Here is a 22,374-nt window from a genome sequence, read left to right as displayed (position 1 = left end):
TCAAATAGTAGAGACGCGAGATCTCGCATCTCTACTAACAAGATAACGAACTTAGGTTGAAAGGGCGGTTTTAATTCTTATCAGTGCGTTTTCTAAATTTTCCATACTGGTTGCAATTGAAATTCGCATGTGACCTGGACAGCCAAAAGCGGAGCCTGGAACAATCGCCACCCCTGCTTTTTCAATTAAATACTCGGCAAAATCCAAGTCATTTTTAATCCCGTCTAAGCGTTCAATCACCGCCTCTATTTTAGGGAAAACATAAAATGTTCCATCGGTTGAAAGGCACTCAAAGCCGTCTATTTTATTTAATTCTGCCACCACAAAATCATGACGTTTTTTGAATTCAACCATCATCGTATCAATACAAGATTGATCACCATTAATGGCTTCTTCAGCGGCAACTTGTGAAATTGAGGTAGGGTTAGAGGTGCTTTGCGATTGAATTTTGCTCATCGCTTTAATAATGGCCACAGGTCCTGCGGCATAACCAATACGCCAACCTGTCATCGCATACGCTTTAGAAACGCCATTTAAAACCAGGGTTCGTTCATAAAGTGCAGGGCAGGCATTCAGGATATTAACGAAAGTGCCTTTTTTCCACAAAATATGCTCATACATATCATCGGTTGCAATGATAACATTGGGAAAGTCGAGTAACACATCGGCTAAGGCTTTCAGTTCTTCTTCGGTATAAGCCACCCCTGTTGGGTTTGAGGGACTATTAATCACAAACAAACGCGTTTTACTGGTCATTGCCCCGCGTAATTGGGCAGGCGTAATTTTAAAATTTTGAGCTTGTGAGGTTCTAATCATAACAGGCACCGCACCCGCTAATAACACCATATCAGGATAAGAAACCCAGTACGGTGAGGGAATAATAACCTCATCTTCAGGATTTAAAAGGGCTTGCGCTAAATTGAAAAAACTTTGTTTTCCACCACAGGAAACTAAAATTTGATTGGCTTGATAATCAAAGCCATTATCGCGTTTAAATTTAGTAATAATCGCTTGTTTTAAACTCGCAATACCATCCACGGCCGTATAGCGGGTAAAGCCCGACTCAATGGCTTTAATCCCTGCGGCTTTAATGTGTTCAGGGGTATTAAAATCAGGTTCACCCGCACCCAATCCAATAATATCCTTACCTTCGGCACGCATTTGTGCCGCCCTTGCCGTAATTGCTAAAGTGGGTGATGGTTTAACAGCGTTGACCCGATTAGATAATTGAATGCTCATAGTGCCCTGTGAATAAAATCAAGATTTAAAAGAATTTGAGCATTATACGCTATGTATAATAGTGAACTCACTATAAAAAATAAAAATAATGACCCCTGTTTTAGATTTAAGTTAAAACGGATAAAGGAGACTCTGTTATGAAAAAACCATTTAAAATTAAAAGTCATTATCAGCCCGCAGGCGACCAACCTGAAGCGATCAATAAACTAGTGGAAGGACTTAATGACGGTGAGCTTCATCAAACGCTTTTAGGGGTAACAGGGTCTGGAAAAACATTCACCATTGCCAATGTTATTGAACGATGTCAGCGTCCTGCGATGATACTTGCACCGAATAAAACCTTAGCGGCTCAGTTATACGGTGAAATGAAAGAGTTTTTTCCGACGAATAGTGTTGAATATTTTGTTTCTTATTATGATTATTATCAGCCCGAAGCCTATGTGCCTGCGTCAGATACCTTTATTAATAAAGATGCTTCTTTAAATGAACATATTGAGCAAATGCGGTTATCGGCGACAAAGGCATTAATTGAACGGGACGATACTCTTGTGATCGCCACGGTCTCAGCTATTTACGGGTTAGGCGAACCTGAATCGTATTTTAAAATGGTTCTTCATTTAGTACGGGGGGACTTCATTAAACAGCGTGATATTTTACGGCGTTTAGCTGAAATGCAATACACTCGAAATGATACCGAATTGCGCCGTGCAAATTATCGTGTTCGAGGGGATGTGATTGATGTTTTTCCCGCTGAATCGGATAAAGCGGCCTTGCGTATTGAGTTATTTGATGATGAAATTGAACAACTGTCATTATTTGATCCGTTAACAGGCGAAATGTTACAACGGTTAGCACGGTATACGCTTTACCCTAAAAATCATTATGTAACCCCCAGAGATCAACTTTTAAACGCGGTTGAATCCATTAAAACTGAATTAGCATCCCGTTTAATTCAACTTCGTGAAACCCATAAATTAGTTGAAGCTCAACGTTTAGAACAACGGACTTTATTTGATATAGAAATGATTCTGGAAGTTGGCTATTGTTCAGGGATTGAAAATTATTCACGTTATTTATCGGGCCGTGATGCGGGTGAATCTCCGCCGACAATGTTTGATTATTTATCGGATGATGCCCTTATCATTATTGATGAAAGTCATGTGACCCTTCCACAGCTATCGGCGATGTATAAAGGCGATCGTTCTCGTAAAGAAACGTTGGTTAATTATGGGTTTCGTTTACCGTCGGCATTAGATAACCGTCCGCTGCGATTTGATGAGTTTGAACAGCGTTCAGGGCAACGTATTTATGTTTCGGCAACCCCGAGTGTTTATGAAAAACGACATTCTGGGGCGGTGGTTGAACAAGTCGTTCGACCGACAGGATTGTTAGATCCTCAAATTGAAGTACGTCCCGCAACGACACAAGTGGATGATTTATTATCCGAGATTAATCAACGTGTGAAACAACAAGAACGGATTTTAGTGACGACACTCACTAAACGAATGTCAGAAGATTTAACCGATTATTTAATGGAGCATGATGTCAAAGTTCGCTATTTACATTCGGATATAGATACCGTCGAACGGATGGAAATTATTCGTGATTTACGTTTAGGGTTATTTGATGTTTTAGTCGGAATCAACTTATTACGTGAAGGGCTTGATATTCCTGAAGTTTCCTTAGTCGCCATTTTAGATGCGGATAAAGAAGGTTTTTTACGCTCAGCAGTATCATTAGTACAAACGATAGGCCGTGCTGCGCGTAATAGTAAGGGAGTGGCACTTTTGTATGGGAACAAAATTACTCGGTCTATGCAGCAAGCGATTGATGAGACGAACCGTCGTCGTGAAATGCAGTTAACGTTTAATAAAGTCCATCAAATTATCCCTAAAAGTATTTCTAAATCGGTCACTGATATTTTAGAAATCAGTATTCCTGGAAAGGGTAAACCTGAAAAATTAGCGGTAACGATAAAGATTGCAGAAACATTGGCTCACTATCAGGCGATGAGCATCAAAGAAAAAAGTAAACATCTCAAACAACTTGAAGAACAAATGTATAATCATGCAAGAAATTTAGAATTTGAAGCGGCCGCTAAACTACGCGATCAGATAAAAGAATTAGATTCTTTTTTATAAGCTAATGTTACACAATAGTTCGGACAGTTTTTGTAACCCATTGATTTAAAAAGAATTTACCAATACATATCGCAAATACAAAATTCTTTAAAATCAATGCCTTATAGAATTAAGACAGCTATCTTTTTTAAAACTGTCCGAAGTATTGGTTACACAGAGGCGTGAAAAAACAAGTTTTTTCACACTAAACCCTAAAGATTTTTATGGCCTATTCGTTGGCTATTTACAATTTTTTCGTAACATTTGTTATAAACTTTAAACATTGAATTATTCATTTATTAATGAAACCTGCTATCTTTAATACACTCTAACTTTAGGAATGAAAATTTATTACTTTAAACGATTGGTCGTTTAAAGTTAGGCTGCTCGTGTGTAATCGCTTTATTACTAAGGAATAAGAGATTAATAACGTCTGAAAGCCATACAGAATGGAAATAAATTTTGGATGTTATTAGATTATTATGCCTAAATTAAGCTAAGGCGTTTATCCCAGCTGATATAAAATTTCATTATTTAAATTTTTAACACCCACGCATAGAGACTTAAAATGAAACTGTTAAATCATGGATTATTCATGCTTGTGATCGGCACGTTGTTAATGCAAACCGCCTGTAGTACACAAGGAGAAATGCCCCTTACGAATTCATATCCCTTAGTCAGTAATACTAAATGGCATTATATGGATACCGATTGGGAATATGATATGGAATTTATTTCCAATGGAACCCTACGAACCAAACACCCTAATGATAAAACGCCTAATAATGATACATGGCGACAAAGTGGTGAAAAAGTTTATTTTTATTTCAATAATAAATATTCTACCTATCAGGGAAGTTTTTCAGGAGACAATATTATTTCAGGGACGGCTGAAAGTAAAACAGGTGCGGTTTGGAATTGGAAAGCCGTTCGGGTTGACGAGCCGACTAATTTAAATAAATAGGGACTAATACATTAATAACATCCAAAATTTTATAGACCGCTTTCAGATGTTATTAATCATTCTGTTTTAACCCGCTACTCGTTGAAAGAGAGCGGATTATTTTTTCAACTATCAACTTAAACGCAGGGGTTAGACCTTCGAGGTTTTGAAAACGTCGGAGGTCTGAATGCAATGCCTCTGTTTTAAGTTGGTAGCCTATTGTTTATTAGGATGATTATTTTTTCTATCGCCCTAAAAACGATCGTTCTACGCTACTTTTGTTAAATTTAAGTATTTTTGATACAACGAATCGTGTTCTTCAACATTGCTGGCGTCTTTTTCAATACAGTCAACAGGGCAAACCTCAATACATTGAGGAAGATCATGATGACCGACACATTCCGTACAGAGGCTAGGGTCAATAATGTAAATGTCTTCCCCTTGACTAATCGCCCCATTAGGACATTCAGGTTCACAGACATCACAATTAATACATTCTTCGTCAATAATAAGTGACATAGATACTCCTTAAGTAAATTTTTTGATTAAAGATTGTTCAACAATAGGGGGAACGAAACTTGAAATATCCCCTTTTAATTTTGCTATTTCTCGGGTCATGGTGGATGAAATAAACTCATCGTATTCTGCGGGCATTAAAAAAATTGTTTCCAATTTAGGTGACAACCGTCGATTAACGCGGGCTAATTGAAATTCATATTCAAAATCGGAAACAGTGCGTAAGCCGCGCAAAATAACACGGGCTTGATGTTCGTTTGCAAAGTCTACGAGGAGATTTTTAAAGCCAATGACCTGTATGTTAGGATGATCGACCACGACTGATTGGAGGAGACCAATACGTTCTTCTAATGTAAATAAAGGCGTTTTTCTAATATTAGCGGCAACACCAACAATAAGCGTGTCATATAGTTTAGAGGCCCTTGCGATTAAATCTAAATGACCGTTGGTAACAGGGTCAAATGTTCCTGGATAAATAGCGGTAATTTGCATTTTTTAATAAAAAGGAGGGAATTTTATACTAAAAGTGATTGTCAATGTTAAAAAAATAGGAAACACACTTATATGAGTGGACAAATAACGTTAATAAATCAATTGCTTATATGAATAACGGAGACATTTTTAACAACTAATTGTAGTCTAAATCGTTCTATTAAGTCACGATTTCTATCATCTAACTCTAAAATTTCATAACCTACAAATTAAACGGTTTTTTTAGAGCAATCGCCTTATGCTGTATTTATCTTTAGTTTTTAAAAATTGAAGCGAAATAAAAAATAAGCGTAAACTAGCCACCTCTTGAATTTTTACACGATGTCTTAAATCCTCATGCAGCCTCAATTTATCCATCTTCGATTACATTCTGAATTCTCTCTTGTCGATGGGATTGTTCGCATTAAACCGCTGACTCAACGTTTAATAGACCTTAATATGCCCGCCGTCGCAATGACAGAGCAAGGCAATCTATTCTCATTAGTCAAATTCTATCAAGCCACCGCCGCAGTGGGAATTAAAGCGATTGTCGGGGCGGATGTTTATCTTTATAACCCTGAAACCCCGACGAAACCCTTTCAATTAACCTTGTTAGTGAATACACAACAGGGTTACATCACCTTAACGGAACTTATTTCTAAAGCTTACCAAGAAGGGCAGCATTTAGGCGTTCCGATGTTGAAAGAAAAATGGATATTTGAAAATCATGATGGCTTAATTGCCTTATCGGGAGCGATGGATGGCGATGTGGGCCAAGCCTTATTAGCTGAAAATAATGACCTCGCTCAACAACGCGCTCAAAAATGGGCGACCCTCTTCAAAGATCGTTTTTATTTAGAATTACAACGGATTGGAAAAGCAGAAGAAGAACGTTATCTGCATTCGGCGGTGAACTTAGCAACCGCTTTAAATTTACCCGTGGTTGCGACGAATAATGTTCGATTTTTATATCAAACTGATTTCGACTCCCATGAGGTACGGGTTTGTATTAACCAAGGTCGTGTCATTGATGATGAACGCCGTCCTAAAGAGTATACCGATCAGCAATATTTACGCAGCCCTGAAGAAATGCAGGCTTTATTTAAGGATCTTCCTGAAGCCCTCGCCAATACGGTTGAAATTGCCAAGCGTTGTAATTTAGAGCTGACTTTGGGAACTAATTATTTACCCGATTTTCCTGTCCCCAAAGGCATGACTTTGGATGAAGTCTTTCGTCAAGCGGCAAAAGAAGGGTTGAATCAGCGTTTGCAAGAATACGCCCCTATCGGTTCAGGAACGTTTGATGAAAACCGTCAAGCCTATGACGCACGATTGCAGCTTGAACTTGATGTGATTTGTAATATGGGGTTTCCTGGTTATTTTATGATTGTAGCCGACTTTATTCAATGGGCAAAAAATCAGAAAATTCCTGTGGGACCCGGACGAGGATCGGGTGCAGGTTCATTGGTTGCTTATGTTTTAAAAATCACTGATTTAGACCCAATAGAATTTGATTTATTATTTGAGCGATTTTTAAACCCAGAACGGGTTTCAATGCCTGATTTTGATATTGATTTTTGTATGGAACGCCGTGATGAAGTCATTGATTATGTGGCGGAACATTATGGACGCGACAAAGTTTCGCAAATTATTACCTATGGATCAATGGCGGCAAAAGCGGTGATTCGTGATGTCGGACGGGTATCGGGCCATGCTTATGGTTTTGTTGATCGGTTATCAAAACTGGTTCCTTTTGAAATAGGGATGACGTTAAAAAAAGCTTTACTGGCGAGTGCTGAATTAAAAGATTTGTATGATACGGATGAGGATGTTAAAGCCTTGCTTGATATGGCTTTATCATTAGAAGGTATTTCTCGAAACGCAGGGAAACATGCAGGGGGCGTTGTTATCGCGCCGACTAAGTTAACGGACTTTACTCCGCTTTACTGTGATGAAGAGGGTAATAATTTAGTCACTCAGTTTGATAAAAATGATGTGGAAGCGGTCGGTTTAGTTAAGTTTGATTTTTTAGGCTTACGAACGTTAACAATTATTGATTGGGCTTTGCAAACGATTAATGCCGAAAAGGAAAAACAAGGGGCGGCTTTCGTTGATATTAACAAGATTCCACGCGATGATTCATCGACGTTTGAAATCTTTCAAGCGGCTCAAACGACCGCCGTTTTTCAACTTGAATCTCGTGGAATGAAGGAGTTAATTAGTAAACTAAAACCTGATTGTTTTGATGATATTATTGCATTAGTGGCCTTGTATCGTCCTGGCCCGTTGGAATCGGGAATGGTGGATGATTATATTAATGTTAAACATGGGGCCAAAGCGGAATATGCTCATCCGATTTTAAAGCCGATTTTACAGCCGACGAATGGGGTTATTTTGTATCAGGAACAAGTGATGCAAATTGCACGGGAAATGGCGGGGTATACGTTGGGAGGGGCGGATATGCTACGGCGAGCAATGGGTAAGAAAAAACCCGAAGAAATGGCCAAGCAGCGTGAATTTTTTACCACAGGCTCTATAAAAAATAATATCGAGGCATCAATTTCTACCTATGTATTTGATTTAATGGAGAAATTTGCGGGGTATGGCTTTAATAAATCTCATTCTGCCGCTTATGCCTTAGTGGCTTATCAAACCGCATGGTTAAAAGCGCATTATCCCGCTGCTTTTATGGCGGCGGTTTTATCGGCCGATATGGACAATACCGATAAAGTGGTGATGTTAATTGAAGAATGTCGGCAAATGAAGTTAGAGCTTGCACCGCCTAATGTGAATGTTTCTAATTATCATTTTACGACCGATCATTCTCAAAAAATTGTTTATGGTATTGGTGCAATTAAAGGCGTAGGCCAGTCAGCAATTGAAGATTTAATGGCGGAACGCAAGCAAAATGGGTTATTTTTAGGGCTTTATGATTTATGTAAACGGGTTGAATTACGCAAAGTAAATCGTCGCGTTTTAGAAGGCTTAATTCGTGCGGGCGCATTTGATGTTTTTGATGATAATCGTGCAGGGCATTTTTCTGAGCTTCCTGTCGCGTTACGTGTTGCTGAAAAACATGGAAAAATGGCTGCAACGGGGCAGAATGAATTATTTGGCTTAATGGTTCAAGCAGAAGAATCCCATGAAGATGAGGAACGTTATTCCACTCAGGCCGAACCGTGGGCGGAACGGGATCGTTTAGAAGGTGAAAAACAAACGTTAGGCTTGTATTTAACAGGTCATCCGATTAATCAATATCAGCATGAGTTAAAGCAATTTACGCATGGAACCATTGCGTCCTTATTAGCGGATGCAGAACGTTCTCGTGGGAAAATGGAAGCGCGGGTCGCAGGGTTAGTTTTAGATATTAGGACAAGGCAAACTAAGAAAGGTAAAACAATGGGGTTTGCAGTCTTAGATGATCGAACTGGGCGGTTAGAAGTCGCGGCGTTTAGTAAGACTTACGACCAGTATCGTGATGTGTTTGTAAAGGATACGCTATTGGTGGCTGAGGGGAGTTTAACGATTGATGATTTTAGTGGCATGTTGCGGCTCACGGCGGATAAAATGTACAACATTGAACAAGCACGGGCAACGTTTGCACGTGGTTTAACCTTTGAATGGCATTGTCAGGATGAAACTACCGATACGTTTGTTTTTATGAAGACCTTACGCGAGATTATTGCTCCCTTTCAAGGCGGAAAGTGTCCTCTGCTTATTCATTATTTTTCAAAAGAAGCCTGTGCTAAATTACAATTAGGTGAAAGTTGGCGAGTAACGGCCACCGATGAATTAATTTCACGATTACAACGTTGTGCGGATATTCGCGCGGTCGAGGTTAAATACCAAGCGTAATTGTAGGCTTTAAAGAAGGAAAGGCTTTCTGTTGGGTCAAAATAATAAGCGATTAATAACACCCGAAAATCATCTACAAAATAAAAAAAATTGTAGGCTGGGTTAGCTTATTTCGCTGACGAAATAACGTACCCCAGCATTCATTAACAGTTCAGATGTTATTAAGTTCTTATGTCTTAAGCGGAAAAATTAGCAGCGGCAAAATCCCAGTTAACCAATGACCAAAAACCTTTCAAATAGCTAGGGCGTGCATTACGATAATCAATATAGTAGGCATGTTCCCAAACATCACAAGTTAATAACGGTGTTAACCCGTCAGTTAATGGACACGCGGCATTACTGCTGCTCACTAAAGATAAGTTACCTTCTTTATCTTTAACTAACCAAGCCCATCCTGAGCCAAAAGTAGTCACGGCACATTTAGTAAACGCTTCTTGAAACGCTTCAAATGAACCAAAACTTGCATTAATCGCACTCGCTAAGTTACCACTCGGTTGACCACCGCCATTTGGAGATAAGCTGTTCCAATAAAAAGTATGGTTCCAAATTTGTGCCGCATTATTAAAAGTACCGCCTGATGATTTAGCCATAATCTCTTCTAATGACAAGCTTTCAAATTCAGTTCCTGAGATCAAATTATTTAAGTTAGTAATATAGGTTTGATGATGTTTACCATGATGATAATCCAGAGTTTCTTCTGAAATATGGGGTGCTAACGCTGTTTTTGCATAAGGTAATGCAGGAAGTTCAAAAGCCATGATAATTTCCAATTGTGATTAAAAAAATAGATAACGAAATAATGATACCCGCTGTTCTTATAAATACCTAGTATTTTAATAAAGATTAGCGCGTATGACTAAAAAAAGGCAAAAAAAAGCGACTTAGTCAGTCGCTTGAAGAGGATATAATTTTTAGGACTCTTTAGCTGTGAGTGCATTTAAGAGTTGCCTTATGGTATCGCACTCATCCGCATAAGAAAATGTGACATATTGTCACGCGACAAAATGTCGCATTCTCAAAAGGTTACCTTTACTTAATCACTAACCCATTCAGTAGGGCTTTAAAATCCGCTTCATAATCCGCCATTAATGCGGTTGCCGTATAGGTGACGAACTGTACCGTTCCCCATTTTCCACTGGCATAATAATTAAAATAAGAAAAAGGCAGGTCTTCAATGACACTATTAATTTTTAGCACCATAATTTGATGGCCTTTAACACGTTTTTTTTCGGCTGAAATAATTTCAACTTTGGAGGCGACAGAACGCATTGTTATTAAGACTTCTTTTTTTAACGCTTCAAGATCAACAGGTGTTCGATCAAAAATGACCATTGCATAACCGTTGCCCTTTTTATGGGTTAATTGAATATCTGCATCCTTATTATTACTGTTTGTTTTTACCCACAAGGTATCATCATAACTAATTTTATAGGCATTTCGCTTACCTTTTAAAACAGGTTTCTTTTTAACTCGCTCAACAGCCTTTGTTGTTTTTATTTTTTTGACTTGGGTGACTTTTTTTAGAACAGGTAAGGGTAAGGTCGGTTCTAATTTAAATGCCCACGTCCCATTAGAATATAACACCACGCCTTGTCCTTTTTCAGTCACCGCATCTGTTCCTTCTTTTGCTTGCACAGATAAACTGATAAGCAATAGCAACATAACGTTAAAGCGCGTATTTTTCATGATTTATTTTAGACAGCTAAGTGAGAAGGAAAAAGTTTAGTAGTGAATTATACGTCTTCTTTTTTATACCACGGTAAAAAAGCATGAATACTTGCGGCACTAAACACAGAACCAAAAAGCAAGGTTGATTTAACTAAAGGTAAATGCAACGTACTAATCGCGGTAATATTTATAATTCCATAAGCCCCCCAAAATAGCATCACATGTTTTAAACGCTGTTCTAATTCATTAGAGAGAGTAAATAAGTCGGGAATATTGGCTAATTTATCATCCATCAATACAATTTGTGCGACATCGGAGGCGACATCGGAACCACTTTGTAAGGAAATAGAGACATCCGCTTGTTTCATCGCCAGTGCATCATTAATGCCATCACCCACAAAACAAACCTTGTGTCCTAATTGTTGATATTTAACGACTAGATCTGCTTTTTGTTGCGGTAACATTTCAGCATAAATTTCATCTAATCCAAGTTGTTGACCCACATGCTCGGCTGTTTGTTGATAATCCCCCGAAATCATACATACTTTTTTAATGCCTTGTGCATGTAATTGGGAGACCACGTCAGCCGCTCCTACGCGTAAACGAGGATGTATTTCAATCGCACCAATGACCTCTAAATCAATCGCAACAACAATAAGCACATGTCCGCGTTGTTGTATTTGCAGGTGTAATTGTTGAAGTGTATTGGGTAGTTTTAATCCAGATTCAACAATAAAGCGAACACTGCCCACACGAATTTTAGCGTCAAGGTAGTTTGCACTAATCCCCGCGCCTAATTCATAATGCTGATTATCAATCGGTAATGCTTCTAAATCACGCTGTACCGCTTCGTGGCATATTGCATTAGCAATCGGGTGTTTTAAATGCCCTTCTGTGGCGGCTGCATATTGTAATATTTGATCGGATGTGTAGGACGAACACACCATAATCCGTTCAACTTCTGCTTTATTTTCAGTCAAGGTGCCTGTTTTATCAAAAAAAACAATATCAATTTTTTTAATATTCTCTAAAGCACGCCCATCTTTAATAAAGATTCCCTTTTTAACCAAACTTGATAGATGATTCAAGGTTTGTAATGAGGTCATCATTTGAACGGTATTCGTTGGCGCGCTAAATAAGAGTCCAACAGCCGTTGCCGCCCCTAACGAAGGTGTCAGTAACGCCGCTCCTGCCAATAAAGGCAGTGCCATATTATTTGAAAATTTTTCGCCTTTTAATTGTGATTTTGATTTGTAATCGACTGTTTTTTCTAAAATTTCATTTAACTGTGCGACCGTGGTTTCTCCTCCTGCTTTTTGAACACAAATTTGAATTTCCCCTGCCAAAATAAGAGTGGATGAAAAAACGCTATCGCCTTTAATTTTTTCAACAGGCATTGACTCACCCGTTAAGACATGTTGATCTAACGTGGCAATACCCTTTGTAACCTCACCATCAACAGGAATAATATCGCCTGTTCGGACAATAAGAATATCACCGAGGTTAATATCGTCTAAGGGGGTTTCAATCACGGTTTTATCGGTTAGTAACCAAACCTTTTTATTTTGCGTTGAAAATACGCCCGTTAAGACCTGATGAGAAAGGTCTTTACTTTTATTTACCATTTTACAACTTAAATGGTAAATCCAAATTTGAATGCTGGCGGTAACAGGACTTCCTATGGCCATGGTTGCCACACTTACAACCGCCGTTAACAAATCATTTTTAATTTCTTTATCTTTAAACAAGGAGGCTTCTGTTTGTTTTAAAATCGGCAGGGTGTTATAAATAAGAAATCCCCACGAGATGACCGATAACGGTGGGTAAAAACGACCGACAACAACCATCCCCATGGTGGCCGTGCTTAATTTAAAATGATGATTAGCCGTTTCTTTGGCTACTGTATCCGCCGTTTTTTTTGACGAGGTTGATGTCGATTCGTTTAAATCCGTATTTTCATCCGTGGTTGTCGTTTTAGCCACAGGATGACGCGCTAAACTTAAATTAATTAACGTTTTATTGCTGTACCGCTCAAATAAGCGGAGTCCTGCATACAGGCCTAAAAAAATACTGGATTCAATTATCATAAGATTAAGGCTCGATAGGAATATAATTTATTTTAAAACGAACAGGGGGGGGTGATTTTTTTACGTCATTAGCATTCATTAGGCAACATCAATTAATTAGGTATAACGAATATGGAGCTGTCCTGTTTCTATACGCGTAAAGGCAAAAACAACATCATCGGTTTGTTTAGTAACCGTTTGAAGGGTTCCTATGATCGAATATTGTTCTACCTTGGCGAGACCGTCTACAATGATACCTTCAATAGGTATGATCTCTCCTTCGTGTATCGCTAAAACATCGTATTTTTGTAAGTCCGTAAACGGAATTTCAACTTCTATTTGCTCGCGTAAAACCCAAACGTTATAGGACTTAGCATTTAAAATTTCTTTAAAGCCAATATTAGCAGCATTTAATACTTTAAGTCGTAAAGTCCGAATATTAAATGAAAGTACTAATAAGAAAGACGACCACACATAATACCGACTTAATAATGTGAGGATTAAATTTGTTATTTCAAAAATATGAACCGCTGAAATCGTTTTATTTGTTTTTGAGGTTCTTTGTATGCTTCTTAATAAATAAAATGTATTGTAGGTGAGTAAAGGAATCGTGGCCAATAAAAAGGGGCTATAAAATAAAGCAAACGATGAGGTTAATGCCAACCCCATAAATGAGGAACGTTTATAATGCGTTAATTCAACCGCATCATCAACCATAACAGGTTGTTGCTCACCCCCTTCAATCATCGATGTTGATCGTTTTTTTGATGGATTGAACAAGTCATCTGCCAGCAAAATTTCTTGACGTTTTTTGTATTTATGTTCACGATATAATGCACCGACTAGCCCACTTAACGCTAAGGGAACCCAAATAACTAGATTAATCATCACAGACTGCTCCTTACATTTTTGTATGTAAAAAAATTCTTATTTTCAAATAAAACCAGTTTACAAGTAGATAGTCTAAAACTCAACCCATTGATTATTTTATACGATTTAAATTTATGTTTAACAAACAACGACCCGATCATTTAATTCAAGGGCAAATAGCAGAGCAACAAGCGTATGATTATTTACTAACGCAAGGGTTAAAATTGGTCTGTAAAAATTTTAATAGCCGATATGGTGAACTTGATTTAATCATGAAAGAAGGGGAAACACTGGTTATTATCGAAGTACGGTTTCGTAAAAACGATCATTTTGGCGGCGCATTAGAAAGCATCACGGCCAAAAAGAAAGCGCGTATAATAAAGACCACTCATTATTATTTAATGACTCATCCTATTGACTGCCCTATTCGTTTTGATGTCATTACCCTTTCACCTAAACAGGGCTTAAATTGGATACAAAATGCCTTTCAATGTCCCTAGAAGGTCTACTGTTTATCGTTCAATTTCCACTTTAGCTTACTCTGATATTTATTTATGACATTACAAGAAAGAATCATTAATCATTTTACTGAAAGCATTGAAACCAAACAAAAAACAGTCGATAATCTTTGTGGTACCTTAGAATTGGCCTCTCAAAAAATTGTTGAAACCTTAGTTAATGATAAAAAAATATTAACCTGTGGTAATGGAGGCTCTGCGGGCGATGCGCAGCATTTTTCCTCAGAAATGTTAAATCGTTTTGAACGTGAACGCCCCGCACTCCCTGCCATTGCGTTAACAACCGATACCTCAACACTGACATCAATTGCCAATGATTACCACTACAATCAAGTGTTTGCAAAACAAATTTCCGCTTTAGGACAGCGCGGTGATTTATTATTAGTCTATACTTCAAGCGGTAACTCTGAAAGTATCATTAAAGCCGTTCATCAAGCTCATGAAAAACAAATGTTAGTGATTGCATTAACAGGAAAAGATGGCGGTGTATTAGCCTCAATATTGACTGAATTTGATATAGAACTACGAGTTTCATCCCAGACTACCGCTCGTATTCAAGAAGTGCATTTATTAATGACACATTGCTTATGCGATTTAATTGATCATCAGCTCTTTGGAGACTAACAAAATGTTTAAAGCGCTTACTTTTATCATAATTAGTATGCTTATTAATGGCTGCTCGCCCTTAGCCGTGGGTACGTCAGAAATTACAGGAATTGCATTATTTAATGATCGCCGTCCTCTTGGAGATATTGCAAGAGATGAACAAATTGAGCTTGCCGTTAATATAGAATTATTAAGTGATAGTGCGATTAGTGATCTTACGCATTTTAATGTCACCTCGTTTAATGGCGTGGTTTTAATTACAGGTGAAGCACCAGGGAATGCCGTACGTCAAAAAATAACCACACTGGCCCGACGCGTATCAGGGGTTCGTTTACTCCAAAATCACATGGTACTCGCTTACCCCTCTTCATTGTCGAATCGCTCGAATGACAGCTTTATTACCTCAAAAGTGAAACTTAAATTCAGTAATAGTCCAAATATGCCAGGGTTTGATAGTACACGAGTTAAAGTGGTTACCGAAAATGCGCAGGTTTTTTTAATGGGCTTGGTACATAAAAAAGAAGCGTATATCGCCACTGAAAATGCTCGGCGCGTTTCAGGTGTTAAGAAAGTGATTAAAGTATTTGAATACCTTTAAGGCGTTGATAAAAATATAAACTATGGGTTACGTTATTTTGTAAGTGAAATAACGTAACTCAGTTTACACCCTCTATTTTTATTTGATACAGGGCTTTTGGCGGTTATTAAATTCTCGTTTTTACCCTCCTTTAATTTTCCCCAAAGTCTTTTAATTTCCAAGTGAAATCATTATTATTTTTACCTTGAAAGGTGAAGTCGGCCCATATATTCAGAACACCATTAGGCGATTGGTAGTTCATTGAAGGGACATGAATATCTAAACTGGTTGAAACCGTGCCTTGTAATGACTTATCAACGACTGTAGTTACTTGAGGTTCACATGTGGTAGGTTCTTGTGTCGTTGAGGGGGTTGTCGTAACCACGTCTTGACAGGTTCCCGTTCCATCATACAAGGCTTTTACCTCGCAATCCGATAAGGCGCGATTATAAATTTTGACCTCATCAATTTTTCCATTGAAACCTTGTCCGCCACTGGCCTCTGTTTGTCCAATGCGTAAGGGTAAACTTGTGTAACCAATCGCCCCTGTTTTTGAAAGTGATGATTTTAGAAGGCCATTAACATAGAGTTTAATATAAGACCCCGTATAAACCCCTGTGACCTGTGTCCAACTATTGGTTTTTAAATCCTCATTATCGGCGGTACAGGCTTGTGAATTTCGACTGTTATTTGAAAGACAAAAACGCCATTTATTATTAGAACTATTGCTGCTGCTTGAATCAAGAATATAGGAGTTAAAGGGACTTTCTGATTCACTGAATCGTTTAGTCATAATCGGATGCCATTCCGCTTTATGATCAGGATAAACCCAGGCAGAAATAGAGACACTGGATGTCGGCGAAATAGAATTAGAGGTGGGCGTACTTATAACCGAATTTTCAAATTGGTAAGCACTCTCCGCATTTTCAAGTCGATCGGTTGTTAAGACCGAATTGTTAACCGTTGGATTATTAGCATTGCCACTTTCATCATTTGCATTGCCATTGAAAGGATAATAAGCGACTAAACCACTTTGTAAGTCAGCAAGGGCATTTCCAGATAAGACCAGCCCAACGGCGGTGATTATTAAAAGGGAATGAATTTTCATTTTATACTCCTAACGTAAGTTTAAACAAATGAAGCTATTGATAGTTAAGACTTTATAGAGTCCGTAAAAGTAGCCATGATGCTTGTTAGATAATAGCAATAGAAAATAAATATGTCGATTTTATTTAATGATTTCATCGTGTTTTTTTGAATTAGGTCTTGTAGTTATGCCGCTACCAATTCAAGACGGGACACTATAGCGCGAGACTTAACTTCAACTTGCCTCGTTTTAAGTTGGTAGTCAGTTACGCAAAAATACGATTGATAATTAAGGTCTTCGCCTTCTTTGAAACTTTAACGTTCCTTACGATATAAATCTGTTATCTTTGTTAGTAAATCAATTGAAACGAGGGCATCCTTCATTTAGCTCAAAAGTAGTTTACACTTTATTCTTAAAAAATAATGTGGCGTAAAATAGCGTTAGCTATTTTCGTGACTCGCCAATAGCTAAAGCTATTGGACTCCAAATTAAACTGTAAACCGAAAAATTAAAGATGCCGACATTAGGTACTTTTTTATTCCTGTTCACTCAAATTTAAAAAAGATAATCGCCTTTGATATTTTTAAAATTATTCTTCATAAATTGCATTTCAACGTTGTCTCTATGTCAAAACTTAATACCCAACAACACGCGGCTGTAAAAATAACAGAACAACCGTTACTCGTTCTTGCAGGCGCGGGTAGTGGTAAAACGCGTGTTATTACTGAAAAAATTGCCCATTTAGTCAATAAAGGCTTAGCGGCTCGCCATATCGCCGCATTAACCTTTACCAATAAAGCGGCACGTGAAATGAAATCACGCGTTGAAAAACTTTTAGATGCCCAGCAAAGCCGAGGGTTACGAGTTTCAACCTTTCATTCTTTAGGCTTAGATATTTTACGCCGTGAACATAAGGTTTTAGGCTATAAATCAGGTATTACCTTATTTGATGAATCCGATAAAAAAACCTTATTAAAAAACCTTATCAATCAAGGAGTCGGACACTGTGATATTGATGAACTTGATTATTATTTGACCTTAATTGGAACATGGAAAAATGGATTTATTACGCCTGAACAAGCGATTAATACCGAAGATAAATCACACCATGAGGCCGCTGTTTTATATCAAACCTACAATCGACATTTAAAATCTTATAATGCAGTTGATTTTGATGATTTAATTTTATTGCCTGTTTTATTATTTCAACAATCATCAGAGACTTTAGAAAAATGGCAAAATAAAATTCGCTACTTATTAGTCGATGAATATCAAGATACCAATATCACCCAATATGAACTCGTGCGCTTATTAGCGGGAAATTTAGGACGGTTTACTGTTGTCGGCGATGATGATCAGTCAATTTATGCATGGCGTGGGGCGCAACCTGAAAATTTATCCCAATTACAAAAAGACTATCCACGATTAAAGGTTATTAAATTAGAGCAAAATTACCGTTCTATGGGCCGAATTTTAAACGTAGCCAATCATTTAATTGCAAATAACCCCCATGAATTTGAAAAACGTTTATGGAGTGAATTAGGCTATGGCGATCCGCTTAAAGTATTAGCTCATAAGAATGAACAAACCGAAGCACAGCAAGTGGTTTCAGAAATTATTCATCATAAATTTCATCAAGGCGGACGCTACCAAGATTACGCAATTTTATATCGAGGTAATTATCAATCACGTTTATTTGAACACTGTTTGCGTGAAAATAATATCCCTTATTTTATTAGTGGCAGCACCTCCTTTTTCTCCTACAGTGAGGTTAAAGATGTGATGGGGTATTTACGTTTATTGGTGAATCCCGATGATGATGCGGCTTTTTTGCGCGTTGTGAATACCCCAAGGCGTGAAATTGGCCCCACTACCTTAGAAAAATTAGGTGGGTATGCGAATGAACGGCATATTAGTTTATTTTCAGCCTGTTCAGAATTGGGATTATCCCAAAAATTACCTGAAAAGGCGGTATCGCGATTAACTAAATTTTGTCAATGGACTACTCGTACCGCTGAATCCATAGAAAATAATGATAATTTGACCCCCATTGATACGATGTTAGTGGATATTGGTTATGAGCAATGGTTAAAGGAAAACAGTAAAACTCCCGAGGCGGCTAAACGTCAGCAAAAAAATGTAACCGATTTGGTTGATTGGTTAAAACGAATGGGGACAGCCGAGGAGGGGGAAAGTGAAAAATCACTATCCGAGGTCGTTTCTAAAGTCATGCTGTTGGATATATTAGAGCGTCAGGAAGAAGACGAGGCGGATGACCAAGTGAGCTTAATGACGCTTCATGCAGCAAAAGGCTTGGAGTTTCCTCATGTTTTTTTGATTGGGATGGAAGAAAATTTATTACCGCATCAAAATAGTATTGAAATGGATAATATTGAGGAGGAACGCCGTTTAGCTTATGTGGGGATTACACGCGCACAACGCAGTTGTACGTTTAGTTATTGTACGCACCGTAAGCGTTATGGTGAGGTTTCTGAAACGGAACCCAGTCGATTTTTAGATGAACTGCCAGCGGATGATTTAGAATGGACGGCTAAAAACCCGATTAACCCAGAAGAGGTTAAAGCACGTGGGAAAGCCAATTTTGCGAATTTAAAAATGAGGTTATCATGACCCCTTATCTGATATTTTATTACCTATCTAATTTTTATGCCTAAAACGATACTGAAAGAAGGGAAAAAATACACGTTTAGTGATTATTTTAATATGCCCAATCCAGTAGAGGAAATCATTGCGGAATTTGGTTATCTATTATTCAATAGAAGTACTTAAATTACCCAAAAATCAGCAAATTGATCGAAATTTACTTTAGGTTTTAGTGGATTCATATTATTTATTAGTTCCAAAAGTATCTTTGAATTCAGAAATAGCTAAACGTGAATTAATGATTGCCCCCCTTACTTCATGCCGTCATAAAAACATTAAATGCAAGACTTAATATTGAATACTCTGTTGATATTAATGATAAATTAGCAGGAACCATTGATTATTTATTTCGTTCTCAGCAAGAACTGATTGTCATTGAAGCAAAAAAAGGTGATTTAGAAAAAGGGTTTAATTAATTGGCGGTTGAAATGATTGCAATGGATATTTACGAAGAAGACCTGTCTTCTGAAGTAATCTATGGGGCGATTACTATTGGGGAAGTTTGGCGATTTTCATTACTCAAACGACAAACGAAACAGCTTATAAAAGATGTGCATACCTTTCGATTTCCTGAAGATAGTGTGGATATTTTTTCGATTTTAACGGGTATTTTAAATAACAAAATTTTTAAAGAAAAATTAAAAAAATAGCCGTTTTTTAAGATTTAAGCGGTCAAATACAATAATATTATCGTAATTAGACTAAGAATCGGTTAGAATACGCCCTCTTTATGTCACGCGCCCGTAGCTCAGCTGGATAGAGTGCACCCCTCCGGAGGGTGAGGTCGGACGTTCGAATCGTCTCGGGCGTGCCATTTTAAAATTTCAATCCCTTGTTACCTAATAACATTGAAAAATTAATCTAACGTCATCAAAATTAGCAACACACGCATCGCGTTCTCGAACCCAAAAATATAACACACCACAATCGCCCCAAATCATCTCTGCATTTTCATCACTATCAAGCTGTAATAATAATCGCCAGTTATCTTTTTTATTCCCCTTTGTTTCAACAAGTTGATGACATTTTTTCTCCATAGTATCATCATGAATACAATCAGGAAACCCTGCCACTTGATGTGATGGTTGATCGCCTATTTCTCGGTCATAGAGTTCTTCATAGGCTATTTTTTGAACGTCCGTTAACTGTAAAGCGGTTACATAGCTTCTTTCTAGGCTAGGTAATTGTGTGATTTTAGTGGCGTTTAAATAATAAGTATCAAATTGAAACTCTGCGGCTAATTGATAAGGAAAATTTGCCTCGGTATCCGCCTTGGTACTATAAATAATTTTCCATAACCCACTGTCCTCGGTGTTAAGTCCTGAGGGCATTGTTTCAATATCATAAAAAAATAATAATATCCCCGTAATAGGAAGCCATTTGATGACTAAAGTACGCGCTAATTCGGTTAAATCTAATTGGGCAACGAAGGCTAATGGCTCACCACCACTATGAGGCCATTGAAATGAATTTAAGTCAACGCTCGGCTTTCCACCCAGTTTTGTTTGGGTTATTTGGTTGGTTTTAGATAAGCGTAAAGCAGAACGGTATAAATGACTGACATGGGGTTTTAATTGTTCCCAGTTTTTTTGTAAATTAATTAAGCTCATTTGATACCTTGCTAAAATATACGGTTAATTTAATTAGGATAGCGTTTTTTGCGTAAAGTCTCTAGTTGATTTGATTAAAATTATTTTTGACATAAAAAAAACCAGCGATTAAGCTGGTTTTTTATTTAATAATGGTGCCGATGGCCGGACTTGAACCGGCACAGCTTACGCCACTACCCCCTCAAGGTAGCGTGTCTACCAATTTCACCACATCGGCTTTTATCTTTTTTAAGGTTGTGTAACTATTTCGGTTGTTTCTTCAACAGAGGGGGTCGGTACGATTGATTCAACAGCATCCGTTGTTTCTACATTATTAACAACAGGTACATTGGGTTCAACAACTTGCTGTGGTTCACTTGTTGTTTCTGTAACCGATTCGACGACTGTGTTAACGACAGGCTCAACCGAAACAGCGGTGTCTTCAATAGAACTTGGAACAACAGGGACTTCATTAACCGGTGCAATAACAGGGATACTTTCAGCACTGGGTTTATTGACCCCCATTAAAGGAACATCTTCAACAAGTGTTTCTATAACAGGTTGTTCCATTAAGTCATCAGGTTTATTCTCATAACCACTTAAAACGGCTAACCCTAAACTGGTTGTAAAAAACAAAGCTGCGAGAATAGCCGTTGCTCGTGACAAAAAGGAGGCGGCACCTTGTGCGCCAAAAACAGACCCTGAACCGCCTGCAAATGCAGCGCCCGCATCGGCCCCTTTGCCCTGCTGCATTAAAATAAGACCGACTACGCTAAGCCCTAATAATACATGAACAATAATGATTAGTTGATACATAAACCTAAATCTATTTAAACTGAATGATAAATATCTAAAAAGGATTGAGCATCTAAGGATGCGCCACCAATTAAACCACCGTCAATATCTGCCATGCCTAATAATCCTTTAGCATTCGCAGGTTTCATACTTCCACCGTATAAAATTTGAATTTTATCCGCAATGGTTTGATTTTTTGCGGCAATACGCTCACGAATTGCTTTATGAACTTCTTGTGCTTGGTCATCAGAGGCGGTTACACCCGTACCAATAGCCCAAACAGGTTCATAAGCAATAACAGCATTACTTAAGGCTTCAATGCCTGCTTTTTCAATAACGGCATCTAACTGTCTATTGACCACATTAAAGGTCTCATTGGCTTTACGTTCGTCTAACGTTTCACCAATACATAAAACAGGAATTATACCTTGTGTTTGTGCTTCACAAAAACGAGCCGCAACAGAGGCATCGGTATCGCCATAATAAGAACGACGTTCTGAATGACCTACGAGTGCGTATTTACACCCAAATTCTTTCAGCATTGAGCTTGAAATCTCACCCGTGTAAGCCCCTGATGCTTGGTCTGCGACATTTTGTGCACCCACAGCTAAAGGACTCTTTGCTGTTAACGCTTGAAGGTCTGCTAAATAAACATAAGGCGCGCAAACTGCAATGCCTGCATCCCCTGCATTCAACCCTTCTATAATCGCATTACATAGCGATTTAGCACTTTCGGCTGAGCCGTTCATTTTCCAGTTTCCCATGATTAGAGACTGACGCATTACTTACT

General features: G+C 38.0%; 20 protein-coding genes and 2 tRNA genes. 10 read left to right on the top strand and 12 right to left on the bottom strand.

Annotation, left to right across the window (positions count from 1 at the left end):
- Nucleotides 1-51: 51 nt before the first annotated feature.
- On the bottom strand, nt 52-1,239 hold the full coding sequence (locus Q9M50_08655; protein MDQ7090700.1) for a pyridoxal phosphate-dependent aminotransferase: 1,188 nt from the start codon (nt 1,237-1,239) through the stop codon (nt 52-54).
- Between the two features lie 137 nt (nt 1,240-1,376).
- Here Q9M50_08655 and uvrB point away from each other — a divergent pair, with 137 nt between their 5' ends.
- A complete protein-coding gene (gene uvrB, locus Q9M50_08650) occupies nt 1,377-3,380 on the top strand; it encodes an excinuclease ABC subunit UvrB (GenBank protein MDQ7090699.1) in 2,004 nt (667 codons plus the stop codon).
- Between the two features lie 547 nt (nt 3,381-3,927).
- The gene (locus Q9M50_08645; GenBank protein ID MDQ7090698.1) at nt 3,928-4,323 is read left to right on the top strand and encodes a hypothetical protein; all 396 of its coding nucleotides are present in this window, start codon (nt 3,928-3,930) and stop codon (nt 4,321-4,323) included.
- Nucleotides 4,324-4,569: 246 nt separating this feature from the next.
- Here Q9M50_08645 and Q9M50_08640 read toward each other — a convergent pair whose 3' ends face one another.
- Entirely contained in the window at nt 4,570-4,821 is a 252-nt protein-coding gene (locus Q9M50_08640; protein ID MDQ7090697.1) for a YfhL family 4Fe-4S dicluster ferredoxin, read from the bottom strand.
- 9 nt (nt 4,822-4,830) lie between these two features.
- Complete coding sequence (coaD, locus tag Q9M50_08635) at nt 4,831-5,310, bottom strand: pantetheine-phosphate adenylyltransferase (protein ID MDQ7090696.1); 480 nt, start codon at nt 5,308-5,310, stop codon at nt 4,831-4,833.
- A gap of 336 nt (nt 5,311-5,646) precedes the next feature.
- Between coaD and dnaE the strand changes: the two genes are divergently transcribed.
- A complete protein-coding gene (gene dnaE / locus Q9M50_08630) occupies nt 5,647-9,144 on the top strand; it encodes a DNA polymerase III subunit alpha (GenBank protein ID MDQ7090695.1) in 3,498 nt (1,165 codons plus the stop codon).
- Between the two features lie 176 nt (nt 9,145-9,320).
- Here dnaE and Q9M50_08625 read toward each other — a convergent pair whose 3' ends face one another.
- The 4 genes from Q9M50_08625 to Q9M50_08610 all read right to left on the bottom strand — a co-directional run bounded on the left by Q9M50_08625 (nt 9,321) and on the right by Q9M50_08610 (nt 13,766).
- On the bottom strand, nt 9,321-9,902 hold the full coding sequence (locus tag Q9M50_08625) for a Fe-Mn family superoxide dismutase (GenBank protein MDQ7090694.1): 582 nt from the start codon (nt 9,900-9,902) through the stop codon (nt 9,321-9,323).
- A gap of 271 nt (nt 9,903-10,173) precedes the next feature.
- The gene (locus tag Q9M50_08620) at nt 10,174-10,830 is read right to left on the bottom strand and encodes a hypothetical protein (protein ID MDQ7090693.1); all 657 of its coding nucleotides are present in this window, start codon (nt 10,828-10,830) and stop codon (nt 10,174-10,176) included.
- 47 nt (nt 10,831-10,877) lie between these two features.
- Nucleotides 10,878-12,899, bottom strand: a complete 2,022-nt coding sequence (locus Q9M50_08615) for a heavy metal translocating P-type ATPase (protein MDQ7090692.1) — start codon at nt 12,897-12,899, stop codon at nt 10,878-10,880.
- Nucleotides 12,900-12,995: 96 nt separating this feature from the next.
- On the bottom strand, nt 12,996-13,766 hold the full coding sequence (locus Q9M50_08610; protein MDQ7090691.1) for a hypothetical protein: 771 nt from the start codon (nt 13,764-13,766) through the stop codon (nt 12,996-12,998).
- Nucleotides 13,767-13,882: 116 nt separating this feature from the next.
- On the opposite strand from Q9M50_08610, the gene Q9M50_08605 reads away from it, so the two are divergent.
- Genes Q9M50_08605 through Q9M50_08595 form a run of 3 tightly spaced genes read left to right on the top strand, consistent with a single transcriptional unit; the run spans nt 13,883 to nt 15,470 of the window.
- Nucleotides 13,883-14,248, top strand: coding sequence for a YraN family protein (locus Q9M50_08605; GenBank protein MDQ7090690.1), 366 nt, complete (start codon nt 13,883-13,885; stop codon nt 14,246-14,248).
- 54 nt (nt 14,249-14,302) lie between these two features.
- Nucleotides 14,303-14,890, top strand: a complete 588-nt coding sequence (locus Q9M50_08600) for a phosphoheptose isomerase (GenBank protein MDQ7090689.1) — start codon at nt 14,303-14,305, stop codon at nt 14,888-14,890.
- Nucleotides 14,891-14,894: 4 nt separating this feature from the next.
- Nucleotides 14,895-15,470 (top strand): BON domain-containing protein, encoded by a 576-nt coding sequence (locus Q9M50_08595; GenBank protein MDQ7090688.1) that lies wholly within the window; start codon nt 14,895-14,897, stop codon nt 15,468-15,470.
- Between the two features lie 130 nt (nt 15,471-15,600).
- Here Q9M50_08595 and Q9M50_08590 read toward each other — a convergent pair whose 3' ends face one another.
- A complete protein-coding gene (locus Q9M50_08590; GenBank protein MDQ7090687.1) occupies nt 15,601-16,557 on the bottom strand; it encodes a LamG domain-containing protein in 957 nt (318 codons plus the stop codon).
- Between the two features lie 603 nt (nt 16,558-17,160).
- Here Q9M50_08590 and rep point away from each other — a divergent pair.
- From rep to Q9M50_08570, 4 genes are all read left to right on the top strand, one after another.
- A complete protein-coding gene (gene rep, locus Q9M50_08585; GenBank protein MDQ7090686.1) occupies nt 17,161-19,167 on the top strand; it encodes a DNA helicase Rep in 2,007 nt (668 codons plus the stop codon).
- Nucleotides 19,168-19,442: 275 nt separating this feature from the next.
- Nucleotides 19,443-19,616: a hypothetical protein gene (locus Q9M50_08580; protein ID MDQ7090685.1), complete on the top strand. Its 174-nt coding sequence runs from the start codon at nt 19,443-19,445 to the stop codon at nt 19,614-19,616.
- A complete protein-coding gene (locus Q9M50_08575) occupies nt 19,617-19,850 on the top strand; it encodes a hypothetical protein (protein MDQ7090684.1) in 234 nt (77 codons plus the stop codon). It begins immediately after the preceding gene.
- A gap of 87 nt (nt 19,851-19,937) precedes the next feature.
- A tRNA-Arg gene (locus tag Q9M50_08570) sits at nt 19,938-20,014 on the top strand.
- Between the two features lie 25 nt (nt 20,015-20,039).
- On the opposite strand, the gene Q9M50_08565 is transcribed toward Q9M50_08570, so the two are convergent.
- The 4 genes from Q9M50_08565 to tpiA all read right to left on the bottom strand — a co-directional run bounded on the left by Q9M50_08565 (nt 20,040) and on the right by tpiA (nt 22,366).
- On the bottom strand, nt 20,040-20,810 hold the full coding sequence (locus Q9M50_08565) for a YwqG family protein (protein MDQ7090683.1): 771 nt from the start codon (nt 20,808-20,810) through the stop codon (nt 20,040-20,042).
- A gap of 132 nt (nt 20,811-20,942) precedes the next feature.
- Nucleotides 20,943-21,027 (bottom strand) — tRNA-Leu (locus Q9M50_08560).
- A gap of 11 nt (nt 21,028-21,038) precedes the next feature.
- Complete coding sequence (secG, locus tag Q9M50_08555) at nt 21,039-21,605, bottom strand: preprotein translocase subunit SecG (protein MDQ7090682.1); 567 nt, start codon at nt 21,603-21,605, stop codon at nt 21,039-21,041.
- A 14-nt stretch (nt 21,606-21,619) separates the two neighbouring features.
- Nucleotides 21,620-22,366, bottom strand: a complete 747-nt coding sequence (gene tpiA, locus Q9M50_08550) for a triose-phosphate isomerase (protein MDQ7090681.1) — start codon at nt 22,364-22,366, stop codon at nt 21,620-21,622.
- Between the last annotated feature and the right edge of the window lie 8 nt (nt 22,367-22,374).

It is taken from the genome of Methylococcales bacterium, assembly GCA_030949405.1.
GTDB lineage: Bacteria > Pseudomonadota > Gammaproteobacteria > Methylococcales > Methylomonadaceae > WTBX01.
Note: the sequence above shows the minus strand (reverse complement) of the source record. Positions and strands in the feature narration are given on the sequence as shown.